23 protein-coding genes are annotated in these 21,720 nt (G+C 71.4%); 8 read left to right on the top strand and 15 right to left on the bottom strand.

What is annotated here, in order from left to right; genetic code table 11:
* Positions 1-4: 4 nt before the first annotated feature.
* Positions 5-1,018 (top strand): TIGR03617 family F420-dependent LLM class oxidoreductase, encoded by a 1,014-nt coding sequence (locus ASC77_RS09565; protein WP_056153942.1) that lies wholly within the window; start codon positions 5-7, stop codon positions 1,016-1,018.
* A gap of 1 nt (position 1,019) precedes the next feature.
* Here the strand turns inward: ASC77_RS09565 and ASC77_RS09560 are convergent, their stop codons facing one another.
* The 3 genes from ASC77_RS09560 to ASC77_RS09550 all read right to left on the bottom strand — a co-directional run bounded on the left by ASC77_RS09560 (position 1,020) and on the right by ASC77_RS09550 (position 6,450).
* Complete coding sequence (locus ASC77_RS09560; protein ID WP_156391019.1) at positions 1,020-1,649, bottom strand: hypothetical protein; 630 nt, start codon at positions 1,647-1,649, stop codon at positions 1,020-1,022.
* Between the two features lie 63 nt (positions 1,650-1,712).
* Positions 1,713-2,588, bottom strand: coding sequence for an LLM class flavin-dependent oxidoreductase (locus tag ASC77_RS09555; RefSeq protein ID WP_056153939.1), 876 nt, complete (start codon positions 2,586-2,588; stop codon positions 1,713-1,715).
* A gap of 88 nt (positions 2,589-2,676) precedes the next feature.
* A complete protein-coding gene (locus ASC77_RS09550) occupies positions 2,677-6,450 on the bottom strand; it encodes an Ig-like domain-containing protein (protein ID WP_156391018.1) in 3,774 nt (1,257 codons plus the stop codon).
* A gap of 332 nt (positions 6,451-6,782) precedes the next feature.
* Here ASC77_RS09550 and ASC77_RS09545 point away from each other — a divergent pair, with 332 nt between their 5' ends.
* Positions 6,783-8,375 carry a fatty acyl-CoA synthetase gene (locus ASC77_RS09545; protein WP_056151409.1) on the top strand — a complete coding sequence of 531 codons (1,593 nt, stop codon included), beginning with the start codon at positions 6,783-6,785 and terminating at the stop codon, positions 8,373-8,375.
* Positions 8,376-8,519: 144 nt separating this feature from the next.
* Here ASC77_RS09545 and ASC77_RS09540 read toward each other — a convergent pair whose 3' ends face one another.
* The 4 genes from ASC77_RS09540 to ASC77_RS09525 are packed head-to-tail and all read right to left on the bottom strand — an operon-like array spanning position 8,520 to position 11,324.
* Positions 8,520-9,101: a dihydrofolate reductase family protein gene (locus tag ASC77_RS09540; RefSeq protein ID WP_056153936.1), complete on the bottom strand. Its 582-nt coding sequence runs from the start codon at positions 9,099-9,101 to the stop codon at positions 8,520-8,522.
* A complete protein-coding gene (locus ASC77_RS09535; protein WP_056151407.1) occupies positions 9,098-9,595 on the bottom strand; it encodes a hypothetical protein in 498 nt (165 codons plus the stop codon). Before ASC77_RS09535 ends, ASC77_RS09540 begins: the two co-directional genes overlap by 4 nt.
* Positions 9,592-10,455, bottom strand: a complete 864-nt coding sequence (folP, locus tag ASC77_RS09530; RefSeq protein ID WP_056151405.1) for a dihydropteroate synthase — start codon at positions 10,453-10,455, stop codon at positions 9,592-9,594. The genes ASC77_RS09535 and folP overlap by 4 nt, the downstream gene beginning before the upstream one ends.
* Positions 10,452-11,324 (bottom strand): glucosyl-3-phosphoglycerate synthase, encoded by an 873-nt coding sequence (locus tag ASC77_RS09525; RefSeq protein WP_056151404.1) that lies wholly within the window; start codon positions 11,322-11,324, stop codon positions 10,452-10,454. Before ASC77_RS09525 ends, folP begins: the two co-directional genes overlap by 4 nt.
* 98 nt (positions 11,325-11,422) lie before the next feature.
* Between ASC77_RS09525 and ASC77_RS09520 the strand changes: the two genes are divergently transcribed.
* Both ASC77_RS09520 and ASC77_RS09515 read left to right on the top strand, forming a co-directional pair.
* Positions 11,423-12,034, top strand: coding sequence for a TetR/AcrR family transcriptional regulator (locus tag ASC77_RS09520; RefSeq protein ID WP_056151401.1), 612 nt, complete (start codon positions 11,423-11,425; stop codon positions 12,032-12,034).
* A gap of 85 nt (positions 12,035-12,119) precedes the next feature.
* Positions 12,120-12,749: a TetR/AcrR family transcriptional regulator gene (locus tag ASC77_RS09515; protein ID WP_082574612.1), complete on the top strand. Its 630-nt coding sequence runs from the start codon at positions 12,120-12,122 to the stop codon at positions 12,747-12,749.
* Here ASC77_RS09515 and ASC77_RS09510 read toward each other — a convergent pair.
* From ASC77_RS09510 to ASC77_RS09490, 5 genes are read right to left on the bottom strand one after another with little or no spacing between them, the layout of a single operon-like run.
* Positions 12,737-13,498 carry an N-acetylmuramoyl-L-alanine amidase gene (locus ASC77_RS09510; RefSeq protein WP_082574611.1) on the bottom strand — a complete coding sequence of 254 codons (762 nt, stop codon included), beginning with the start codon at positions 13,496-13,498 and terminating at the stop codon, positions 12,737-12,739. The genes ASC77_RS09515 and ASC77_RS09510 overlap by 13 nt on opposite strands.
* Complete coding sequence (gene galE / locus ASC77_RS09505; protein WP_056151397.1) at positions 13,495-14,499, bottom strand: UDP-glucose 4-epimerase GalE; 1,005 nt, start codon at positions 14,497-14,499, stop codon at positions 13,495-13,497. Before galE ends, ASC77_RS09510 begins: the two co-directional genes overlap by 4 nt.
* Positions 14,500-14,509: 10 nt before the next feature.
* Positions 14,510-15,073 (bottom strand): TIGR03086 family metal-binding protein, encoded by a 564-nt coding sequence (locus tag ASC77_RS27185; protein ID WP_056151395.1) that lies wholly within the window; start codon positions 15,071-15,073, stop codon positions 14,510-14,512.
* On the bottom strand, positions 15,070-15,558 hold the full coding sequence (locus tag ASC77_RS27180; RefSeq protein WP_056151391.1) for an SRPBCC family protein: 489 nt from the start codon (positions 15,556-15,558) through the stop codon (positions 15,070-15,072). Before ASC77_RS27180 ends, ASC77_RS27185 begins: the two co-directional genes overlap by 4 nt.
* Entirely contained in the window at positions 15,555-15,911 is a 357-nt protein-coding gene (locus ASC77_RS09490; protein ID WP_056151389.1) for an ArsR/SmtB family transcription factor, read from the bottom strand. Before ASC77_RS09490 ends, ASC77_RS27180 begins: the two co-directional genes overlap by 4 nt.
* A gap of 134 nt (positions 15,912-16,045) precedes the next feature.
* On the opposite strand from ASC77_RS09490, the gene ASC77_RS26570 reads away from it, so the two are divergent.
* Entirely contained in the window at positions 16,046-16,207 is a 162-nt protein-coding gene (locus ASC77_RS26570) for a hypothetical protein (RefSeq protein WP_156391017.1), read from the top strand.
* On the opposite strand, the gene ASC77_RS26565 is transcribed toward ASC77_RS26570, so the two are convergent.
* The gene (locus ASC77_RS26565) at positions 16,186-16,338 is read right to left on the bottom strand and encodes a hypothetical protein (RefSeq protein WP_156391016.1); all 153 of its coding nucleotides are present in this window, start codon (positions 16,336-16,338) and stop codon (positions 16,186-16,188) included. The genes ASC77_RS26570 and ASC77_RS26565 overlap by 22 nt on opposite strands.
* Positions 16,339-16,577: 239 nt before the next feature.
* Here ASC77_RS26565 and ASC77_RS09485 point away from each other — a divergent pair, with 239 nt between their 5' ends.
* Positions 16,578-18,032, top strand: coding sequence for a sugar transferase (locus ASC77_RS09485; RefSeq protein ID WP_162249813.1), 1,455 nt, complete (start codon positions 16,578-16,580; stop codon positions 18,030-18,032).
* Between the two features lie 15 nt (positions 18,033-18,047).
* Here the strand turns inward: ASC77_RS09485 and rfbA are convergent, their stop codons facing one another.
* Positions 18,048-18,911, bottom strand: a complete 864-nt coding sequence (rfbA, locus tag ASC77_RS09480) for a glucose-1-phosphate thymidylyltransferase RfbA (RefSeq protein ID WP_056151385.1) — start codon at positions 18,909-18,911, stop codon at positions 18,048-18,050.
* A 46-nt stretch (positions 18,912-18,957) separates the two neighbouring features.
* Here rfbA and rfbB point away from each other — a divergent pair, with 46 nt between their 5' ends.
* Positions 18,958-19,956: a dTDP-glucose 4,6-dehydratase gene (rfbB, locus tag ASC77_RS09475; protein WP_056151383.1), complete on the top strand. Its 999-nt coding sequence runs from the start codon at positions 18,958-18,960 to the stop codon at positions 19,954-19,956.
* On the top strand, positions 19,956-21,344 hold the full coding sequence (locus ASC77_RS09470; protein WP_056153930.1) for a sugar nucleotide-binding protein: 1,389 nt from the start codon (positions 19,956-19,958) through the stop codon (positions 21,342-21,344). The genes rfbB and ASC77_RS09470 overlap by 1 nt, the downstream gene beginning before the upstream one ends.
* Here ASC77_RS09470 and ASC77_RS09465 read toward each other — a convergent pair.
* Complete coding sequence (locus ASC77_RS09465; RefSeq protein WP_056151381.1) at positions 21,328-21,615, bottom strand: DUF2516 family protein; 288 nt, start codon at positions 21,613-21,615, stop codon at positions 21,328-21,330. The genes ASC77_RS09470 and ASC77_RS09465 overlap by 17 nt on opposite strands.
* Between the last annotated feature and the right edge of the window lie 105 nt (positions 21,616-21,720).

Raw genomic sequence — 21,720 nt, 5'->3', positions numbered from 1 at the left:
CCGCGTGCTCCTCGACATCCAGCTCGACGCCCGACCCGATCTCGCCGTCGACAGGGCCCGCGAGCTGGCCGCGACCGGTGTCGCCGGGCTGTTCACGTTCGAGGGCCCGCACGACGTCTTCCTGCCCCTGGCGGCCACCGCGGCGGCCGGGATCGCCACCGACCTGATGACCAACGTCGCCATCGCGATGCCGCGCAGCCCGATGCACCTCGCGAACGCGGCGTACGACCTCCAGCTGATGTCGGGCGGCCGCTTCCGGCTCGGCCTCGGCTCGCAGATCAAGCCGCACATCGAGAAGCGGTACGGCGCCACGTGGTCGCCGCCCGCCGCACGGATGCGCGAGATCGTCCTTGCGGTGAAGGCGATCCTCGGCTCCTGGCAGGACGGCACCCCGCTGCGGTTCGAGGGCGAGCACACCCGGCACACGCTGATGCCGCCGACGTTCGTGCCCGGCCCGAACCCGTACGGCGTGCCTCCGGTGCTGCTCGGAGCGCTGGGCCCGGTGATGACCCGCACGGCCGCCGAGGTCGCCGACGGGCTGCTGGTGATGCCCTTCCACAGCCACCGGCACTTCCGCTCGCGCACGCTGCCCGCGGTCGACGAGGGGCTGGCCCGGTCGGGGCGCCAGCGCTCCGGCTTCTCGATCCTGCCGCAGGCGATCGTCGCGATGGGCCGCACGGAGGCCGAGCTCGAGGCCGCGTCGGTGGGTGTCCGCGGGCTGCTCGCGTTCTACGGCTCCACCCCGGCGTACGTCCCGGTGCTGGAGGCCGAGGGCTGGGCCGACGTGCAGCCGGAGCTGAACCGGCTCTCGAAGACGGGCGACCTGGCCGCGATGTTCGCGCTGGTCTCCGACGAGATGCTCGAGACCCTCGCCGTACGAGGGACTCCGGAGGAGTGCGCGGCCGAGATCGGGCGCCGCTTCGGCGACGTCGCCGAGCGGGTGTGCTGCTACTTCCCCGGCTACGAGCCGCCGATGCAGCAGGTGGCCGAGCTGGCACAGGCGCTCGGGGCGGTGTAGCTCAGCCGTAGCGGCGGTTCGGCCCGGGCTGCGTCGCCTGGATGGCGATCCCGCAGAAGCCGGCGACCAGCAGCAGGACCAGCGCCTTCCCCAGCACGTCGGGCAGGAACCTCGAGATCGCGAACGACAGCGCGTGGGCGATCAGCGCGAACGGCACCCAGCGCGGCGTCGCGCGGGCCCGGAGCAGGGCGATGCCCAGCAGCAGCTCGCCGAGGTAGAGGCCGGCGACCCACACGGCGAGGAAGACGGCGAGGCCGGCCTCGGAGGACGCGTCCTCGAGCCCCTTGTCGCGCAGCGCGTCGGTGATGACGAGCGAGCGGAAGAAGACCATCAGCATCGCGAAGCCCGCGGTGCCGATGAACCCCACCTCGAGCATCAGCGCACTGATCATGCCGAGAGCCCAGCCGCGCCGGTCGAAGAGCGTGAGGATCGCCGGCACCCCGAGGGTGAGACAGACCGAGGCGAGGAAGAAGATCGCGGCGACCGTCAGCCACTGACCGCCCTGGTGCTGCACGATCCGCAGCGTCTCGGCGGTGCCGTCGGACGAGGGCAGCAGGAAGGCACCCAGGCACAGCGCGAGCGCCCCGGTGACGAGCAGCGCCGCAGAGATCGGCACCCAGTCCATCCGCATCCGCACACCGTAGGGCTTGGCGGGCCGTCCGGAGGGACAATCGGCTCGCTCGCTGGGGTGAGGTCAGACCACGTCCGCGAGCAGGTGCACCTGGTCGACGGCCGAGTCGGTCGGGATCAGCTGCACCTCGTCGCAGCCCAGGTCCTCGATCCGGCGCAGCAGGTCGCGCAGCTCGGCCGGGGTGCCGGCGAACCCGGCGGTGGCGGCCAGGGCGTCGACGTACTGCTCGGGGATCCAGTTCATGTAGTGCCGCAGGTGTCGTCGGACCTGCTCGCGCGCAACGTCCACCGAGCCGAGCGCGAACCAGAAGGACGTCGTCAGCCGCGGCGTACGCCGGCCCTCGTCGGCCCACGCGTCCCGGGTGGTCGTGAAGACCTTCGCCATCTCGGCGAGGTCGAGGTCGAGCGACATCCCGGCCAGGCCGTCGGCCCAGGACGCCGCGCTGCGGATGGTGCGCGGTCCGAGGGTGCCGACCAGCAGCTCGGGGCCGCCGGGCTGCACGGGCGCCGGCCCGACGGGCAGCACGGAGTCGACCACCCGGTCGCCGGCCCAGACCCGCTTCATCACCGCGACCCGGTCGGCCATCTCGCGCATCGTCTTCGTGCCGAGCGGGGCGCCGGCGGCGCGGTAGTCCTCCTCGCGGCCGCCCACCCCGAGCCCGACGCTGAGGCGACCGCCGCTCAACCGGTCGCCGGTGGCCAGCGCCTTGGCGAGCGAGACCGGGTCGTGCAGCTGGGGCACCACGACGGTCGTCGTGAGCCGGGCCCGCGACGTCCATGCCGCGACAGCACCGAGCAGCGTCAACGAGTGCGGGTTGTCGAACGCCATCCGCTCGCCCCAGCACAGCGACGACCACGGTCCCTCGTCCACGGCACGCGACCACGCCTCGAGCGTGTCGTCGGCGGCCCAGAGGTCCGGCTCCATGACGGGCAACGTCATCCCCACCTGCATGGCCGTCACCCTCCCACGACATGGGTCCGCCCCGACCTCCATGGGGGTGGAGGTCGGGGCGGACGTCAGCGGGCGACTACCTCTTCTTCGCCTTCGCCACCTTCACCACCTTCGTGGCGGAGGAGGCGCCGTACTTCGTGTCACCCGAGTAGGACGCGGTGACCTTCGTGGCACCGGCCGCGGTCAGCTTGACCTTCTTGATGACCTTGCCGGACGCCGGGACCCCGACCGTTGCGACCGTCTTGGCCCCGATCTTGATCGCCACCTTGCCGGTCGGGGCAGCGGCCCCGGCGACACCGGCCACCTTGACGGAGACCGTGACGACCTTGCCGGCCGCGGCCTTGGCCGGGACCGTGACCGTCGTCCTCGACGCCGCCTTGGTCACCGTGTAGGTGACCGTGGAGGTGCTGACGTCGTCGAGGTCCGAGCCCGCGTACGACGCGACCACGGGGTAGCTGCCCGGCACCAGCGAGGCCGGCAGGGCGAACGCCCCGGCGGTCACCGGGACGGCAGTGCCGCCCACGGTCACCGTGACCGCGCCCGTGGACGAGCCGCCGACGGCGACGGTGCCGCTCGCACCGGTGCCGTACGTCGTGCTCGCCGCCGAGAGCGTGACCACGGTGGTGGTCACGCCCTTCACCAGGGTGAACGCCACGACCGGGGAGGTCGAGTCGTTCGCCGTGCCGGTCTGGCCGAACTTCGCCGTCAGGCTGTGCGCGCCGGCCAGGAACCCGGCGGGCACCTGGAGCGTCGCGACACCCTCGACCACGTCGGCGGTGCCGAGCGAGGTCGTCGCGTCGAAGAACTCCACCGAGCCGGTGGTGTCGGTGCCGGCCACGGTCGCCGTCAGCGTCACCCCCTGCTTGATCGACGGAGCCGCCGGCGCGATCGCCAGGGTCGTCGTGGTCGCCGCGAGGACGCTCACCTCGCCCTCCGCGGTCCGCGCCGAGCCGGCGCCCAGCGCGGTGACCTCGTGGTCACCGAGCGTCGCCTGGGCCGGGACGGCCCAGGCGTACGACGCCGTGCCGTCCGGTCCTGCGACCGCCGACCCGAGCGCGGTGGTGCCGTCGGAGAACGCCACGCTCTCGCCGGAGCGGAAGCCCGACCCGGTCAGGGTCACCGAGGTGCCCGGAGCCGGCTCGGCAACGCTCGCCGAGAGCGGGTGCGCCGCCGACTTCGCGGCGTACTCGGTGCAGACGTCGCCCTGGACGCCGACAGCCGGGGCCAGGGCCGCAGGCGTCGCCGGCGGCTCGACCTGCTGCACGTCGTCCTCGCGGACCGTGACGTTGCCGAACTGCTTGGCACCGACGATCGCGCCGACCGGCGCGACGATGTCCATCTTGTACGCCGTCGTCAGCGTCGCGCTGTAGGTCTTGTCGCCGTACGTCGGGAACGTGACCTCCTGGCAGGTCTCACCGGGAGCGAACGTCACCTGCTGCGCCGCGATGCCGACCTTGCCCAAGGTGCTGAGCGTGTTGGGCGCGATCAGCGTGAACCAGGCCGAGACCTCGTGGTCGACGGGGGCGCTGAGCACGACGGCGGCGTGCGCCTCGCCCTGCTCCTGACCCTCCTCGATCGAGGTCGGGTCGACGTTGACCGTGGGGGTCGACGTCAGCCCGGCCACCGTGCCGGTCGTCGACCGCGACAGGGCGAGGTCGGACAGGTAGACCCCGCCGGCCGCGGTGGCGTCGGCACCCGTGGCACCGGCGAACCGGACCTCACGGATGTTGGTGACGTCGATCGACGCCGCCAGGGTCGAGACCGGCACGGCGACCTGCTGCAGCACGATCTTGTTGAGCGTGGTGGAGGTGCTGGTCGGCAGCCGCTTGACGGCGCCCGCGTTCAGCGCCGACACCGGCGAGGACCAGGTCGCACCGGAGCCGTCGACGACCGTGATCGTCATGTCGGTGCCCGTGGTGACGGACTCGTCCGGAGCCGTCTTGAAGCTGAGCATGTCGTAGCCGCTGGCGTCCCGCGACCCGGCCGGGACGGGGACCCGGATGGAGGCGGCGTTGGTGCCGGTGACCGCGGTCCACGTCAGCTTCATCATCGGCGAGGCCGGCGCGTTCGGACCGAACGATGCCGGGGTCCAGTGCGGCATCGCGCTGGTGCTGCGCAGCGAGCTCGCCGTCGCACAGGCCGCGAGCTGCTGCGGCGTGGTGCGGAAGCCCGCGCTGGCACAGGTCACTGCCTGCGCGGCGCCGATGACCCGGATGTTCGAGTCCTTCGTGGTGAACGTCTGGATGTCGGCACGGTCGCTGGCCGGGGCCGTGGCCTGGGTCCAGAGGTCCGCGGACGGCACCGAGTCGAGCACCGGGTCGACGCTGCCGTCGAACATCGGCAGGAACTGGTCCTCGCCGCCGAGGGTCAGCCGGAACCACGCGCTCATCACGGCGACGCCGACGTTGTACTCCTGGTCGGCGGTGAGCCGCAGGTTGCCGGAGGCGGCCGGGCCGCACACGGCGTCGGTGCTGGTGGCGCCCCAGTCGTCGGAGGTCGAGTAGGCGTACTTGCCCGGCGTCCACACGGAGTTGAAGAAGTTGTGGTTGGCGCCCATCACCCAGACGACCGACCGCAGCGAGTTGTCGTCGAACGCGTAGCGCGAGTCGTCGGTGAAGTGCTGGCCCTGCTGGTTGGAGACGTCGCCGTCGCAGTAGGGCAGCATCACCATCATGTCGGTGTCGGCGACGGTCTCCCGGCCGAAGTCGACGGGGGCCAGCGGCAGCACGCTCTTGATGCCGAACGGCTGCGCGAGCGCCTGGTTGAGGTTCACCGCCGAGACGACGCCCTCGCCGCCACGGGAGTGACCCATCAGGCCCACGTTGCTCAGGTCGAAGCGGCCGACGAGGCTGCTCGCCGTGATCGGCTCACCCGGGTTGGTGCCCGAGGTCGGGGCCGAGCCCTTGTCGACGAGCGTCGTGTCGACGCCGAGCGCGGTGTCGAGGCTGACGTCGAGGTCGCGGGCGGCGTCGTGGTAGCTGACGGGCTCGCCGGCGGTGGCCTTCTTCAGCATCGACAGCGTGTCGAGCACCTCCTGACCGCGAGCCTGCGCGCCGTTGTCGAGCGTGAGCTGGGCGTCGTTGGCGTTGATCGCGTTCGCCGAGATCGACAGCACGGCGTACCCGTGCGTCGCGAGGTTCTGGGCGAGCGACTCGTAGCCCTTGAAGCTCGGGACCTCGACCTGGTTGGCGCCGCAGGGCCAGCGGTTGGGGTTGGCCGTGCCCGTCGTGCAGGAGGTGTGCCGGCCGTGCTGGATGATCACGGTCGGGCGGGCGCCGCCGGTGGTCGGCAGGTAGATCCGGCCGGTCATCTCACCGCGGATGCCGCCGATCGCGGCCAGCGGGATCGCCTGGTCGCCGAAGTCGTAGTCGTCCTCGACGTACGAGTACGTGCCGGGCGTCGACCCGTCGTCGCTGGCGGCGAGCGCGCGCAGGCTGGCCTTCGAGACCGGGGCGACCGGCTCCTGGGTGCTGGTGACCTTCGAGTTGGTGGGCGCGACCTTGGCGCGGCCCGTCGACCAGCCGACCTCGACGTCGCTCGCGCCGGCGACGTCCGCCGTGGTGGTGACGGTGAGCGACAGGCTGTCGGCGGACTCCTGGGCGACGCCGACGTCCACGCCGTCCACGGTCAGGACCGGGACGTCGCCGACCATCGGGAGCGGGGAGTCGAGCTCCTTGGTGACCTCGTAGCCACCGGGGACCTGGGTGATCGTCCAGTCGGAGCCGGTGGCGACGGTGTCGTCCGCGGCATCGGCGGCGGCCGGCAGGCCGGCCAGCAGGCCGACCGCGAGGAGGCCGCCCACGGCGGCGGCAGCGAGCCTCCGCAGGGGTGAGACGGGGGGTGTGTGCACGCTTGCTCTCTTTTCGGGTGCGAGGCGTGCGCCTGGCGACGGGGTGCGCGCGGGCGCGCTGGCACGCGTCCGCGCGCACACCGAGGCGCCCGGACATGCGGCCGGGCTGGTCGACGCACAGCGAAGGACAGAAGATGTCCACGGCGCCGCCGCGTGCCAGCGAGGCGGTCAGACGCGCCGGTCCGAGTCCGGCTTGACGGCGTCAATCTAGGGACGGACGGTGTCGCCGACGTTGCCGCTCGTTTCGGGTCGGTAAACATATCGGACGCCTCGCGTCGCGATATCGTATACGAAGCGGCGGCCGCGGCGGCCGGTCGCGCTACGTTGCTGGCATGGCTCCCTCACCCCTGGTCCAGAGCGCCCGGCAGCAGACCCTCGGCGACCTGCCCCGTCGTACGGCGCGGCGCAGCCCCGACAAGCTCGCCGTGCTGGACGGCGGGGCGAGCCTGACGTTCGCCGAGCTCGACGCCGTCGTGGACCGTACGGCGGCCGCCCTCCACGCCCACGGACTCGCGGCCGGCGACCGGCTCGCGCTGCTGTGCCACAACAGCTGGCAGTACGTCGTGCTGAACTTCGCCTGCGCCCGCGCCGGGGTCGTCCTGGTGCCGATCAACTTCATGCTCGGCGCCGACGAGATCGCCTTCATCCTCGACCACAGCGGCGCGGCGGCGTTCGTGGTCGAGGACGCGCTGCTGCCGGTCGCCGAGCAGGCGCTCGCGACCGCGACGACCGGGAGCGTGTCGATGCGCGCCGTCGTCCGCCTCGGCGGCGCCGACGTCCCCGACGGCTGGCAGGACCTCCAGGACTGGCTCGACCACGACGGCACCCCGCAGCTGGTGCTCGTCGAGGACGACGACCCGGTGCGGATGATGTTCACCTCGGGCACCGAGTCGCGGCCGAAGGGCGCCCTGCTGAGCAGCCGGTCGCTGATGTGGCAGTACGTCTCGTGCGTGATCGACGGGCAGATGAGCGCCGACGACGTCGAGCTGCACACGATGCCGCTCTACCACTGCGCCCAGCTGGACTGCTTCCTCGGCGTCGACGTCTACCTCGGTGCGACCAGCATCATCCTGCCGGCGCCGGAGCCGGGCGCGATCCTGCGCGCGATCGAGCAGCACCGGGTCACCAAGTTCTTCGCGCCGCCCACGATCTGGATCGCGCTGCTGCGCCACCCGGACTTCGAGGCGGCGGACCTGTCGTCGCTGCGCAAGGGCTACTACGGCGCGTCGCCGATGCCGGTCGCGGTCCTGGAGGAGATGCGTCGCCGACTGCCGGACGTCGACCTCTGGAACTTCTACGGCCAGACGGAGATGGCGCCGCTCGCCACGATCCTCGGCCCGGAGGAGCAGCTCGAGTTCCCCGGCTCGGCGGGCCGGGCGGCGCTCAACGTGGAGACCCGGATCGTCGACGACCGCGACGAGACCGTGCCGGCCGGGACCGTCGGGGAGATCGTGCACCGCTCACCGCACGCCACCCTGGGCTACTACCTCGACCCCGAGAAGACGGCGGAGGCGTTCCGCGGCGGCTGGTTCCACTCCGGAGACCTCGGCTACCTCGACGAGGGCGGCCGCCTGTACGTCGTGGACCGCAAGAAGGACATGATCAAGAGCGGCGGGGAGAACGTCGCCAGCCGCGAGGTGGAGGAGGCGATCTACCAGCTCGAGGGGGTCGCCGAGGTCGCCGTCTTCGGCGTCGACCACCCGCGCTGGGTCGAGGCGGTGGCCGCGGTCGTCGTACCCCAGCAGGGCGCGACGCTCACCCCCGAGGCGGTCGTCGAGCACACCCGCTCGGTGCTGGCGGGCTTCAAGACGCCCAAGTACGTCGTCGTCGTCGACGCGCTGCCGAAGAACCCGTCCGGCAAGATCCTCAAGCGCCAGCTGCGCGAGGAGCACGCGGACCTCGCGGCGTCAGACGATGCCGGGTGAGGCGAGGAGCAGCAGCCACAGGGCGACGAGCAGCGTGAGGCCGACGAGCACTCGCCACACGAGCTGCTCGGCGGTGGCCTGACGGCGTGACATGCCTTGACCGTAGGAACGCCTCGGCGGGCTGTCGTCACCAAAACGAGGTATTCAGACCAGCCAGCGCGCCAGCAGCGTCCCGTCCTGCTCGAGCAGCGTGTGCAGGGTGAGGGGCACGTCGACGGGCGGGCCGACCGAGATCCGGCCGTGGTCGCCACCGACCGCCCGCGGCACGAAGGTCGTGCACAGCTCGTCGACGACGCCCGCCGTGAGAAGGTGGCCCAGGAGCGTGGGCCCGCCCTCGCAGAGCACGGTCGACCAGCCCTGCTCGAGGAGCCAGGCCCGGAAGTCGACCGAATCACCCAGCGGCCGCACCACCACCGAGCCAGCCGGTGCGTCGCGGAGTCCTTCGGGCACCTGGTCGCGCCGGCTGACCACCACGATCGGGCGCTCGGCCGGGCCGTAGCCCTCCGCGCGCGCCGTGGCCGCTCCCACCACGATCACGTCGCAGGTCGCGCGGAGGTGGTCGAAGACCTCCTTGTCCGCGGCGTTGTTGATCGACCCGCTCGTGCCGGACTCGCCGGTCGCGGCGCCGTCGACCGTGCTGACCATGTTGACCCGGAGCCACGGCGTACGCAGCGGCGCGTAGAGCTCGCCCAGGTCGTCGGTGTCCGGCCCGACCAGCACCCTCACCACTGCCACCTCATGACCCAGTACTGCACCCCGAACGGGTCGTCGTCGTAGTCGATCGTGGCCGTGACCCCGGGCGGGCGGATCTCGCGCAGCCGCCCGATCCCGTCGAGCGACGCCCAGAGGCTGTCGCCGAGCGTGAGGTCCGGCCACGTCGCGTCACTCGACGCCAGCGCCGCCCGGAGGTCGTCGTCGAAGCCGTGGGCGCGCTCGTCGAGGTGGCCGGGGGCCTTCTCGGTACGCCGCGCGGAGCCGTTGCCCACGACGAGGAGACCCGCGGTGGTCGAGGAAGGACGAAGTCCTGTCTCGAAACCAGCTGCCCGGAGGAGCGACCTCCCGACTCGCGCGCCCTGCTCGTCGGCCAGGATCGTCGGGTCCGGACCCAGCCAGCGCACTGCCTCCAGGCAGGCGGCACGCAGGTCGGCGACGGGGTCCTCCAGGCCGGCGTACTCCGGGAGCAGCGCGAGCACGCCCGGCACGAGCACGGCCCGGGTCACTGGAGCCCCCGGATCGCGCGGCGCGGCGGGCGGCGGCCCGCGATCGACGACACCATGTCGACGACCTGCCGGGTCTCGACGACCTCGTGGACCCGGTAGATGCGGGCGCAGGCGAGCGCGCAGACCGCCGTCGCCGCCAGCGTCCCCACGAGTCGCGACCCCACGGGCAGGTCGAGCGTCTCGCCGACGAAGTCCTTGTTGGACAGCGACACCAGCACGGGATAGCCGGTGTCGACCATCTCGCCGAGCCGGCGCGTGAGCTCCAGCGAGTGGAAGGTGTTCTTGCCGAAGTCGTGGGCCGGGTCGATGACGACCGACTCCTTCGCGACGCCGGCGGCGATCGCACGCTCGGCGTAGGCGACGGTGTCGGCGATCGCCGCGGCCACGACGTCGTCGTACTCGATCCGGTAGGGCCGCGTCCGGGGCGTCACGCCACCGGTGTGCGTGCAGATGACCGCCGCGCCACCCTCCGCCGCGGCGTCCACGAGCTCCGGGTCGGCGCCGCCCCACGCGTCGTTGATGACGTCGGCCCCGGCGGCGCAGACGGCGGCGGCGACCGAGGCCCGCCAGGTGTCGACCGAGATCACCAGGTCGGGGTACGCCGCCCGCACCCGGGCCACGAACTCCACGACCCGCTCCATCTCCTCGGCGGCCGAGATCTCGACCCCGGGAGCGGCCTTGATGCCGCCGATGTCGACGATCTCGGCGCCCTGCTCGACGACCAGCGCGACGCGCTCGAGCGCGCGCTCCTCCGCCCACGTCGCGCCCTGGTCGTAGAAGGAGTCGGGGGTGCGGTTGACGATCGCCATCATCAGCGTGGCGTCGTCCGCGAACGCGTGTCGTCCGAGGCGGAGGGTCATCGGAATCCTCTCGCCGGTGCCCGCTCGTCGACCTGCGGACCGGCCCCCGCGCGGGCCAGGGCCGCGGCCAGGATCTGCGTCGCCATCCCGGTCAGGTCGCTGAGCGACTGGTGCCGGTGGGCGCGTACGCCGAGGTCGACCTGCGCGATCGCGTCGAGCCCGCGGGTGCGTTGGGTGTCGACCAACGCGGCCAGCTCGACGGCGTACTCGTGGGGCACCGACAGGCTCTCGAAGAGCGAGCGGCGCACGGCCCACTCCCCCGCCAGCGGCTGGTGCAGCCCCGCCAGCTCCGGGAAGAGCAGCCCGATCAGCGGCCGCGCGACCAGCTCGGTGACCCGGCCGCCCTCGAACGGCACCGTCGCGCCGTCGACGACCATCGGCCGCTCGTAGAAGCCCTTGACCAGCTCGACCCCCGGGTCGGTGAGCAGCGGCCCGAGCAGGCCGGGCACGAAGTGGGTGTCCCAGTCGACGAGGTCGGCGTCCATGAAGACGATCAGCTCGCCGGAGGTGACGAACATCGACTTCCACATCGCCTCGCCCTTGCCGGGGCGGGTGCCGAGGTCGGGACGGATCTCGGCGGAGCGGTGCACGGTCGCGCCCGCGTCGGTCGCGACGGCGTACGTGTCGTCGGTCGAGTCGGAGTCGATCACGACGACCTCGTCGACCAGGGCGACCGTGTCCACGAGCGCCGAGCGGACCTTCGCGACGACGTCGCCGACGGTCGCGGCCTCGTTGCGGGCGGGCACGACGAGACTGACGGTCCGCTCGCCCTTGGCGGCGGTCAGCGCGGTGAGGCTCCAGTCGTCCCAGTGGTGCGTGTGCCGCCCCGACCAGCCGTCGACGGAGTACGACGGAGGGGTGTCAGGCACGCGATCGAGCCTAGACGGTGAGCGTCGCCGACCCACCCCGGCCCAAATTTGACCTTCGAAGTCATAACAGACACCGGATGTCTGATGTTCAATCAAGCATGACGTCGGGGGACGAGGTACCGAAGCGCGGCCGGGGACGGCCGCGCTCTCCCGGCGCGGAGCAGAAGATCCTGCACGCCGCGCTGGAGGAGTACACGGAGCACGGGTGGGCCGGGTTCACGATGGACGGCGTCGCGCGACGTGCCGGGTTCGGGAAGTCGACGCTCTACCTGCGCTGGCCCGACAAGGACGCGCTGCTGACCGACGCCGTACGCCTGCGCAGCCGCACGGTCGTCGAGGTCGACACCGGCTCGCTGCGCGGCGACCTCACCGGCCTCGCGACCGGCGTCTTCCACGAGTTCGCGGACCCCGAGGGCTGGGCCGGCTTCCGGATGGTCGTCGACAGCGCCAGCGCGAGCCAGCCGCTCGGGCAGTTCACCCGCGAGATCAGCGGGGTGCACCGCGAGGTGATCGGCGGCATCTTCCGGCGCGCCCGGGAGCGCGGCGAGCTGACTGCGTCGGTCGACCCGCTCGCGATCACCGACCTGATCTACGGAGCGGGACTCTTCTTCACCCTCGGCCGCCGTCTCGACCACGACCCGATCACGGACGAGATGGTCGACGCCCGGGTTGCGGACGTCATCGAGGTCATCATCGGCGGACTCGGGTAATACTCCCTCCTAGTCCACCCCAGACCGGCGAGTAGCCGACTCGGGCCATATCCGACACCAGGTGTCTGATGTTTCAATCAGCCCCATGACTCCGGGGGAGGAGCCACGGCGGGGGCGTGGTCGACCACGCACGCCCGGGGCCGAGGACAAGATCCTGAGGGCAGCGTTGGACGAGTACGGCACGCGCGGCTGGTCCGGTTTCACGATGGACGCCGTCGCCCGCCGCGCCGGCGTCGGCAAGTCGACCGTCTACCTGCGCTGGCCCGACAAGGACGCGCTGCTGACCGCTGCCGTCACCAACAACGGGATGGGGCTGACCGCGGTCGACACCGGCTCGTTCGCGGAGGACCTGCACCAGCTCGCGGTCAACATGCTGCGCTACTTCCACGGCACCGTCGGCTGGGCGTCGCTGCGGGTCACCTTCGACTGCGCCAGCTCCCCCGAGCGGCTCGGTGACTTCGCCGACGCGGTCACCGAGGTCCACGGCCGCCAGGTCGAGCAGATCTGCCTGCGAGCGGTGGAGCGCGGCGAGATGATCGAGGGCTTCCCCTCCGGCGCGCTCACCGAGGCGATCTACGGGGCGGCGATGGTCAACTCGCTGTCCTACCGCCTGGAGCGGCGCGACGACGACGACCACGACATCGAGACCCGGGCCGGCCACGTGGTGTCGATGGTGCTGCACGGCATCGCCGCGAAGGATCCTCAGCCCAGGTAGCGCAGCACCGCGCGGGTGAGCGCGGTCGCGTACGCCGCGCGCCCGGCGCCGGTCGTCATCCGCCGGGCGTCGACGCGGTCACGCATGTTGCCGAGCTCGACCATCGCCGTGGGGACGCGCGAGAGGTTCAGCGTCGCGAGGTCGGTGCGCAGGTCGAGCCCGTCGCCGCCTGCGATGTAGTTCGCGGCCCGGAGTCCCCGGTGCTCGAGGACGTCCCGGGTCTCCCGCGCCAGCCGCACCGAGGCGCGGCCGCGATCGGGCGCCGCGATCACGTGGAAGCCGCGGGCGCCACGCTTCAGGCTCCCGTCGGCGTGGATGCTGAGCTCGAGGTCGGCCTTCGCCCGGTTGCCGGCCCGGCCACGCGCGTCGACGCACGGGCCCCACTCGTCGAGGCTGTTGCTGCTCCGGGTCAGCTCGACCGTGGCGCCGAGGCGCTCCAGGCGGGCTTGGACCAGCCGGGCGACGCGCCACACGAACGTCGCCTCCGGCAGGCCGGCGTTCGTCGCCGTACCGGTCGTGTTGCACGGCTTGCGGCCACCCCGGCCGTCGGGCACCGGCCGGCCGACCTGACGCGGGAAGTTCTGGTTGCCGAGCTGGTGACCGGGGTCGAGCACGACCAACCGGCCGGCGAGCGGCTGGGCCGGCGTCCGGGCGAGCACGTCGGAGCGGTCGGCGTACGCCGGGGCGCCCGCCAACGACCCCGTGCCCAGCGTCAGACCCAGCGCCAGGCCGGCGACCAGGACCCTCACTCGTAGCCCAGGATCTCGTGGCGCTTCTCGCCCCAGGCCAGGGCCGACTCGATCGCCTGGTCGAGGGAGAGCTCGGTGCGCCAGTCGAGGAGGTCGGCGGCCCGGTCGACGTTCGCGAAGGCACCGACGGCGTCGCCCGGGCGCGGCGCCGCCTCGGTGACCGGCACCTCGTGCCCGAAGACCCCCTCGAACGCGCTGACGAGCTCGCGCACGGTCACCCCCGAGCCGGTGCCGACGTTGATCACCACGCTGGGCTCGCCGACCTTCGCGATCACGTCGTCGAACCGCTCGATCGCGCGGACGTGCGCCTTGGCCAGGTCCCAGACGTGGATGTAGTCACGGATGCCGGTGCCGTCGCGGGTCGGCAGGTCGGTGCCGGTGATCGTGAAGGAGTCCTTCTGGCCGCGCGCGGCCATCACGAGCTGGCCGAGCACGTGCGAGGGCTCCTTGGCGTAGATGCCGGACTCGAGGTCGGGGTCGGAGCCGATCGGGTTGAAGTAGCGCAGGATGATCGCGCGCAGGTCGGTGGCGGCCGCCATGTCGATGAGGACCTGCTCCATCATCCCCTTGGTCCGCGCGTACGGCGACTGGGGCGCGAGCGGGTCCTGCTCGGTGACCTCGAAGTCGTCCTTGGTGGCATAGAGCGAGGCCGAGGAGGAGAAGAGCACCCGCGGCTTGCCCACCGCGTTGAGCTCGTCGAAGAGCTCGAGCGACTTCGCGACGTTGTCCTTGTAGTAGAGGTAGGGCTTCTCGACCGACTCCGGGACCACGATCCGCGCCGCCATGTGGATGGTGGCGTCCAGGTCGGGGTGCTCGTCGACGATGCGCCGGACCAGCTGCCGGTCGCCGATGTCGCCCTCGTAGAAGATCCGGTCGCGCACGAACGCCTTGGGACCGGTCAACAGCGAGTCGAGGATGACCGGCGTGTGACCGGCCTCCTCGAGCGCCTTCGCGGTCGTGGAGCCGATATAGCCGGCGCCGCCGGTCACCAGGATCTTCATGCCGCCAACCCTACGGCGCGCTCCATCCGGGGTCGCGACCGATGAAGGCGATCAGCCTCGTCTGCGCGTCGGCGTCGTCCGGCACGGGCACCCGCGGGCCGTACTGCCCGCTGGCGCGCAGCATCTCGTCCATGGGCTCCATGCCCGCCAGCATCTCCGCGCAGGTCGCGGCGTCGAGGGTCTCGTCCTGGCCGGTCGCCCGCGCCAGGTCCCACGTGTGCATGAAGACGTCGGCCGTGTAGAAGCGCTCGATCGCCTCGGGCAGCGGGACGTCGCCGATGTGCGGGTTGCTGAGCACGCGGTCGGCGTACGCCGGGTCGTCGAGCAGCTGCTGCACGGCGGCCGCGTGGGCGTGCCACGCGCCGACCGGGTCGTCGGCGACGGTGGGACCCGGCTCGAGCCGGATACCGGTGCCGCCCTCCAGGAAGGCGGGGAACCACTCGACGAGGTGCCCGACCACGTCGCGCGCCGTCCACCCGTCCACGGGCGCCGGGGCGTCCCAGTCGGTGGCGCCGTCGACGCGGCGGGCGAACCCGCTCGCGACCTCGCGGTGGTGCTCGGCCGGGGTCGTCACCGGCCCTCCTCCAGCAGCTCGTCGAGCTTCTCGAAGCCCTCGCGCACCCCGGTCTCCATCCCGCTGCGCAGCATCTGGTCGCGCACCTCCATCGACTCGACGAGCGACCGGGCGACCACGCGGCAGCGCCCTCCGTCCAGCGCCTCGAAGGTCACGGTCTCGAGGCTGACGCCGTCGGGCGCACCCTCGAAGGCCCAGGTCTGCACGATCCGCTCCGCGGGCCGGACCTCGTGGAAGGAGCCCCAGAAGGCCATCTCGAAGTCGTCGCTGGCGCGGCTGGCGGTGTAGCGCCACTCGCCGCCGCTGCGGGCGTCCCACACGTCGATGCGGGTGTCGATGCTGCGCGGCCCGCACCACTGCGCGAAGAGCTCCGGCTCCACGTAGGCCCGGAACACCCGCTCCGGCGGTGCCTCGAACTCTCGGACCAGGCGGACCGCCGGCAGGTCCGGCACCGCCTCGATCTGTGTCTGGTTCTGCGTCCTCATGATGCTGCTCCCTCGTCGCTCTCGGTCTCGTCCTCGTCCATCGCGGCCAGCACGGCGTCGAGGCGGCCGAACCGCTCCTCCGCCTGCTGCCGGTAGCGCTCGATCCACTTCGTCATCAGGTCCAGCACCTCCGCCTCGAGGTGCACCGGCCGGCGCTGCGCGTCCCGGCTGCGGCTCACCAGTCCCGCCTCCTCGAGCACCTTGAGGTGCTTGGAGACGGCCTGCACGGTCACGTCGTACGGCGCAGCGAGGTCGCCCACGCTGGCGTCGCCGTCGGCCGCCAGCCGCGCGACGAGATCGCGTCGCGTCGGGTCGGCCAGGGCCTGGAACGCCCGGGAGAGCTGGTCCGTCACGACGCCTCCTGCGTGCTCAACCAACAAGTTGAACAACCGTCGCACGGCCTCTGGCCGCTGTCAACCGATCGGTTGCAAAGAGTTCCTGATAGGCGAAGGCTCAAGTGCGCCGGCGAGACGCCGATGACACAAGCATGATCCTGGTGTTCTCAGCCGGCAGTGGCGACGCGGAGTCGCTGTCCACCCCGTTCGAGGAGTGGTGCGCGTCGATGGACCTGCACCCGGAGGACTCCCGCGCCTGGCCGCTCTTCGAGCACAGCGTCGGGGTCGAGGATCACACGCTCGAGGCGTCGTAGTCGCGGACGATCTCCTGGACCGCCGCCTCGTCCTCGCTCGCCCGGAACGATCGTCCGACGGCGACCGCGAACGGCAGGGGGGCCAGGAACCACAGCGCGGCCCCGAGAAGGACCACCAGCACGAGGGTCATGCACGCATTGTGACCACCATCACGACCCCATAAACCACTCCGAACCAGCCAAGTCATCCGGGAGATGCGCGTCAGAAATCCCACGGACGCACGTCCTTGCTTCGGACGTAACAAACGCGTCCTACCGTTTGGTCAATCGGCTGCGCATGAGCGCTCCATCAGGCAGAGTTCAGCCTGGTGGATCACGGGGGGCTCCGGGTGCGACACCACTCGACTCGGGGTACGGCATGGGGACTGGTATGACGCTTCTTTCGGTCAAGAGGACGAGGACACTCGGACCTCCTAGTCGCGCACTCCGCTACCTGCCGGTCTCCGCCCTGATCCTCGACCTGGCGATCATGACCGGCGTCTTCGTGCTCGCCGTCCTCGGCCGCCAGCGCCTCGACTTCTTCGACAGCTCGGCGGACGTCACGGACGCCGCCCAGGTCGTCGGCCCCCTGATCCTGCTCGCCTGGCTGCTGGTGATCGCGACCTTCGGCGGCTACCGCGACGACGTCTTCGGCGCCGGCACGGATGAGTACAAGCGGGTCTTCAACGCCAGCATCGTGACCGCCGGCCTGCTCGGGGTCGGCTGCTACCTCGCCAAGTTCCAGCTCTCGCGCGGCTTCTTCCTGCTCGCCTTCGGCCTGGGCATCCCGGCACTGCTCGTCGGCCGCTGGGTGCTGCGCCAGGCCGTCCACCGGGCGCGGCGGCAGGGCAAGCTGCAGTACCGCGTCCTGATCGCCGGGTCCCCCAGCCACGTCGACGAGATCGCCGCCGTGCTGCACCGCGAGTCCTGGCTCGGCTACCACGTCTCCGGCGCCCTGGTGCCCGCCAGCGACCTGCGCGAGCAGACGGCCTCCGGCATCCCGATCATCGGCGCCTGCGAGCAGGCGACCTCGGTGATCACGGCGTCCGACGCCGACCTCGTCTTCTTCGCCGGCGGCGCGCTCACCTCGGCCGGCCAGCTGCGCCGGATCGTCTGGGACCTCGAGAAGGCCGACGTGCAGGTCGTCGTCGCCCCGAGCGTCACCGACGTCTCGGGCGAGCGCATCAAGGTGCGCCCGGTCGGCGGGCTGCCCCTGATGCACATCGACCCGCCGCGTGCGACCGACGCGGCCCGCTGGGGCAAGCGGCTCTTCGACGTGGTCGGCTCGTCGCTCCTGATCGTCGCCTTCGCCCCGCTGATGGCGTACGCCGCCCTGCGGGTCAAGGTCGCCGACCGCGGCCCGGTCTTCTTCAAGCAGACCCGCACCGGCCGCGACGGCGAGCAGTTCGGCTGCCTGAAGTTCCGCACCATGGTCGTCGACGCCGAGGCCCGGCTCGCCGAGCTGTACGCCCAGACCGGGCACGAGGCCGGCCTCTTCAAGATGGCCGACGACCCGCGCATCACCGGCCCCGGCAAGTGGCTGCGCCGCTACTCCATCGACGAGCTGCCCCAGCTCTTCAACGTGTGGCGCGGCGAGATGAGCCTGGTCGGCCCCCGTCCGCCCCTGCCTCGCGAGGTAGCCAGCTACGAGGCCGACGTGCTCCGTCGCCTCCGGGTCCGCCCCGGGATGACCGGACTGTGGCAGGTCTCCGGCCGCTCGGACCTCTCCTGGGCCGAGGCGGTCCGCCTCGACCTCTACTACGTCGACAACTGGTCGATGCTCCAGGACCTGTCGATCCTTGCTCGCACACTGGGCGCCGTCTTCGGGTCGCGCGGCGCCTACTGACCGGCCCTTCGACGTTCAGTCGTCGAGCAACCCGAGCAGGTAGGCGCCATAGCCGCTCTTCACGAGCGGCTCGGCCAGTTTCGCGAGCTCGGCATCGGTGAGGAACCCGTTGCGCCAGGCCACCTCCTCGGGGCAGCCGATCTTGAAGCCCTGCCGGTGCTCGATCGCCCGGACGTAGTTGCCGGCCTCGTTGAGGTCGTCGATCGTCCCGGTGTCGAGCCAGGCGACACCGCGCGGCAGCACCTCGACCTGCAGCGTCCCCTCGTCCAGGTAGGTGCGGTTCAGGTCGGTGATCTCGAGCTCGCCACGCGCCGAGGGCTGCAGGACCTTGGCGCGGTCGGCGACCGTCTGGTCGTAGAAGTAGAGGCCGGGCACGGCGTAGTTGCTCTTCGGCTTCTCGGGCTTCTCCTCCAGGGAGAGCGCCCGCCCCTCCTCGTCGAACTCGACGACGCCGTACGCCGTCGGGTCGGCGACCCGGTAGCCGAAGACCGCCGCGCCCCGCAGGTCGCCGAAGCGGGCGAGCTGGGTCCCCAGTCCTGGCCCGTAGAACAGGTTGTCACCGAGCACCAGCCCCGCGACCTCGCCGCGGATGTGCTCCTCGCCGATCACGAACGCCTGGGCCAGGCCGTCGGGGCTCGGCTGCACCGCGTAGGTGATCGAGATGCCGAACTGGCTGCCGTCGCCCAGAAGCCGAACGAACTGCTCGGCCTCGTGCGGCGTCGTGATGACCAGGACGTCGCGGATGCCGGCGAGCATGAGCGTCGAGAGCGGGTAGTAGATCATCGGCTTGTCGTAGACCGGCATCAGCTGCTTGCTCACCGCAAGGGTGATCGGGTGCAGCCGGGAGCCGGTCCCACCGGCCAGGATGATCCCTCGCATGGCCCGCATCCTATGTGCCGGGTCGGCGCCTCCTAGGATCGTGGCCATGGATCGCATCCTCGTGACCGGCGGAGCCGGCTTCATCGGCTCCAACTTCGTCCACCACGTCGTGGCCAACACCGACGCCCACGTGACGGTGCTGGACAAGCTCACGTACGCCGCGACCCAGGAGTCCCTCGACGGGCTGCCCGCGGACCGCGTCGAGCTGGTCGTCGGCGACATCGCCGAGCCCGAAGTCGTGGAGCCGCTGGTCGCAGGCGTCGACGCGGTCGTGCACTACGCGGCGGAGTCGCACAACGACAACAGCCTCGAGGACCCCGGCCCGTTCATCCGCACCAACATCGTCGGCAGCTTCACGCTGCTCGAGGCCGCCCGCAAGCACGACAAGCGCTTCCACCACGTCTCGACCGATGAGGTGTACGGCGACCTCGAGCTGGACGACCCCAAGCGCTTCACCGAGGACACGCCCTACAACCCGTCCTCGCCGTACTCCGCCTCGAAGGCAGGCTCCGACCACCTGGTCCGGGCGTGGGTCCGCTCGTTCGGCGTCCGAGCCACGATCTCCAACTGCTCCAACAACTACGGGCCCTGGCAGCACATCGAGAAGTTCATCCCCCGGCAGATCACCGAAGTCATCGACGGCCGCCGGCCGCGGGTTTACGGCGACGGACTCAACGTCCGCGACTGGATCCACACCGAGGACCACTCGTCGGCCGTGCTGGCGATCCTGGAGCGCGGCCAGATCGGCGAGACCTACCTGATCGGCGCCGACGGCGAGAAGAACAACCTCGAGGTCGTGCAGGCGATCCTGCGTCACTTCGGCCGCAGCGCGGACGACATCGAGTTCGTTCGCGACCGCGCCGGCCACGACCGCCGCTACGCCATCGAGTCCGGCAAGCTCCGCCACCAGCTCGACTGGCAGCCGCAGTACCAGGACTTCGACGCCGGCCTGCAGGCCACGATCGACTGGTACGTCGCCAACGAGGCCTGGTGGCGCCCCCACAAGGACGCGGTCGAGGCGTCGTACGCCGCGAAGGGCCAGTGATGTCGCTCCCCGCCCTCGAGACGACCCCGATCCCCGGCCTGGTCGTCCTCCGGCTCGACCTGCGCGAGGACGCCCGCGGCTGGTTCAAGGAGAACTGGCAGCGCGAGAAGATGGTCGCGCTCGGCCTTCCGGACTTCGGCCCGGTGCAGAACAACATGTCCTTCAACGCCAAGCGCGGCACCACGCGCGGCATCCACACCGAGCCGTGGGACAAGTTCGTCTCCGTCGCCAACGGCCGCGCCTTCGGCGCCTGGGTCGACATGCGTGAGGGCGACACGTTCGGCGCCGTCTACACCGTCGAGCTCGACCCGGCCACCGCGGTCTTCGTGCCACGAGGCGTCGGCAACAGCTACCAGACGCTCGAGGACGGCGTCACCTACTCCTACCTGGTCAACGAGCACTGGCGCCCGGCGACGCCCTACCCGGCGCTCGACCTGGCCGACGCCACCGCGGCCATCCCGTGGCCGATCCCGCTCGACGAGGCGGAGATCTCGGAGAAGGACCTCAACAACCCGTCGCTCGACGCTGCGGAGCGGATGCAGCCGAAGAAGACGCTGATCATCGGCTGCCGCGGCCAGCTCGGCCGCGCGCTGCAGGTCGACTTCCCGGGCTCGGACCTGGTCGATCTGGACGAGCTGGACGTCACCGACGCCGAGGCTGTCGCCGCCTGGCCGTGGCACGAGTACGCGCTCGTGCTCAACGCCGCGGCCTACACGGCCGTCGACGCGGCCGAGACGCCCGAGGGGCGCCGTACGGCGTGGGCGGCGAACGCCGGCGCACCCGCGACCCTGGCGGGGCTCTCCCGCGAGCACGGCTTCACACTGGTCCACTACTCGTCGGAGTACGTCTTCGACGGCACCGCCGACGAGCACACCGAGGACGAGCCGCTGTCCCCACTGGGCGTCTACGCCCAGACCAAGGCCGCCGGCGACATCGCGGTCGGGACCTCCTCGAAGCACTACCTGCTCCGCACCTCCTGGGTGATCGGTGAGGGCAACAACTTCGTGCGCACCATGAAGCGGCTCGCCGACAACGGTGTCTCCCCCAGCGTGGTGTCCGACCAGGTCGGACGGCTGACCTTCACGACCGAGCTCTCGCGTGCCACCCGGCACCTGGTCGACACCGGTGCCGCACACGGCACCTACAACCTCAGCAACGGCGGCCCGGTGATGTCCTGGGCCGAGATCACTCGGACGATCTTCCGGCTCTCTGGTCGCGACGAGGCCGACGTGGCCTCGACGACCACCGCGGAGTACTTCGCCGACAAGCCCGAGGCCTCACCGCGCCCGCTCAACAGCGCGATGAGCCTGGCCAAGATCGAGGCGACCGGGTTCGTCCCGGAGGACGCCACGGTGGCGCTGGAGCGGTACCTCAGCGCCGACGGGTGAGACTCGCGAGCGCCGGCCGCACGTCCGCGAGGTAGACGAACGCCGCGATCGTGAAGGCCAGGTTGAGGAGATTGATGACACCCGGGAAGACGAACTGCACGACGGCGCCCAGGCCGAGGATGATCGTCCACGCCGGCTTGGTCAGCTTGCCGGCCGCCGTGTAGGACTCGGACGACCAGAGCAGCGAGTTCACGAACGCGAAGATCTTCACGACGAGCAGCACGAGCGCCACGATCGTCATGAAGCCGTACTCGAGGTTGAGGACCGTCATCACGCGGCACAGCCTACGGGGACCGATGGTCGAGGAAGGACGAAGTCCTGCGTCGACACCACATCACGCACGAAGGCCGGCGACCTCCAGGGTCGCCGGCCTTCG

It is taken from the genome of Nocardioides sp. Root1257 (assembly GCF_001425175.1).
In the GTDB taxonomy this organism is placed as follows: domain Bacteria; phylum Actinomycetota; class Actinomycetes; order Propionibacteriales; family Nocardioidaceae; genus Nocardioides.
This window is presented reverse-complemented; position numbering and strand designations above follow the sequence as displayed.

Bases quoted from the DNA above. Each gene is read 5' to 3' on its own strand.
- ASC77_RS09560 (WP_156391019.1), bottom strand. From the start codon at position 1,649: ATGCGGATGGACTGGGTGCCGATCTCTGCGGCGCTGCTCGTCACCGGG.
- ASC77_RS09555 (WP_056153939.1), bottom strand. From the start codon at position 2,588: ATGACGTTGCCCGTCATGGAGCCGGACCTCTGGGCCGCCGACGACACG.
- ASC77_RS09545 (WP_056151409.1), top strand. From the start codon at position 6,783: ATGGCTCCCTCACCCCTGGTCCAGAGCGCCCGGCAGCAGACCCTCGGC.
- folP (WP_056151405.1), bottom strand. From the start codon at position 10,455: ATGACCCTCCGCCTCGGACGACACGCGTTCGCGGACGACGCCACGCTG.
- ASC77_RS09520 (WP_056151401.1), top strand. From the start codon at position 11,423: ATGACGTCGGGGGACGAGGTACCGAAGCGCGGCCGGGGACGGCCGCGC.
- ASC77_RS09515 (WP_082574612.1), top strand. From the start codon at position 12,120: ATGACTCCGGGGGAGGAGCCACGGCGGGGGCGTGGTCGACCACGCACG.
- galE (WP_056151397.1), bottom strand. From the start codon at position 14,499: ATGAAGATCCTGGTGACCGGCGGCGCCGGCTATATCGGCTCCACGACC.
- ASC77_RS27180 (WP_056151391.1), bottom strand. From the start codon at position 15,558: ATGAGGACGCAGAACCAGACACAGATCGAGGCGGTGCCGGACCTGCCG.
- ASC77_RS26570 (WP_156391017.1), top strand. From the start codon at position 16,046: ATGATCCTGGTGTTCTCAGCCGGCAGTGGCGACGCGGAGTCGCTGTCC.
- ASC77_RS26565 (WP_156391016.1), bottom strand. From the start codon at position 16,338: ATGACCCTCGTGCTGGTGGTCCTTCTCGGGGCCGCGCTGTGGTTCCTG.
- ASC77_RS09485 (WP_162249813.1), top strand. From the start codon at position 16,578: ATGACGCTTCTTTCGGTCAAGAGGACGAGGACACTCGGACCTCCTAGT.
- rfbA (WP_056151385.1), bottom strand. From the start codon at position 18,911: ATGCGAGGGATCATCCTGGCCGGTGGGACCGGCTCCCGGCTGCACCCG.
- rfbB (WP_056151383.1), top strand. From the start codon at position 18,958: ATGGATCGCATCCTCGTGACCGGCGGAGCCGGCTTCATCGGCTCCAAC.
- ASC77_RS09470 (WP_056153930.1), top strand. From the start codon at position 19,956: ATGTCGCTCCCCGCCCTCGAGACGACCCCGATCCCCGGCCTGGTCGTC.
- ASC77_RS09465 (WP_056151381.1), bottom strand. From the start codon at position 21,615: ATGACGGTCCTCAACCTCGAGTACGGCTTCATGACGATCGTGGCGCTC.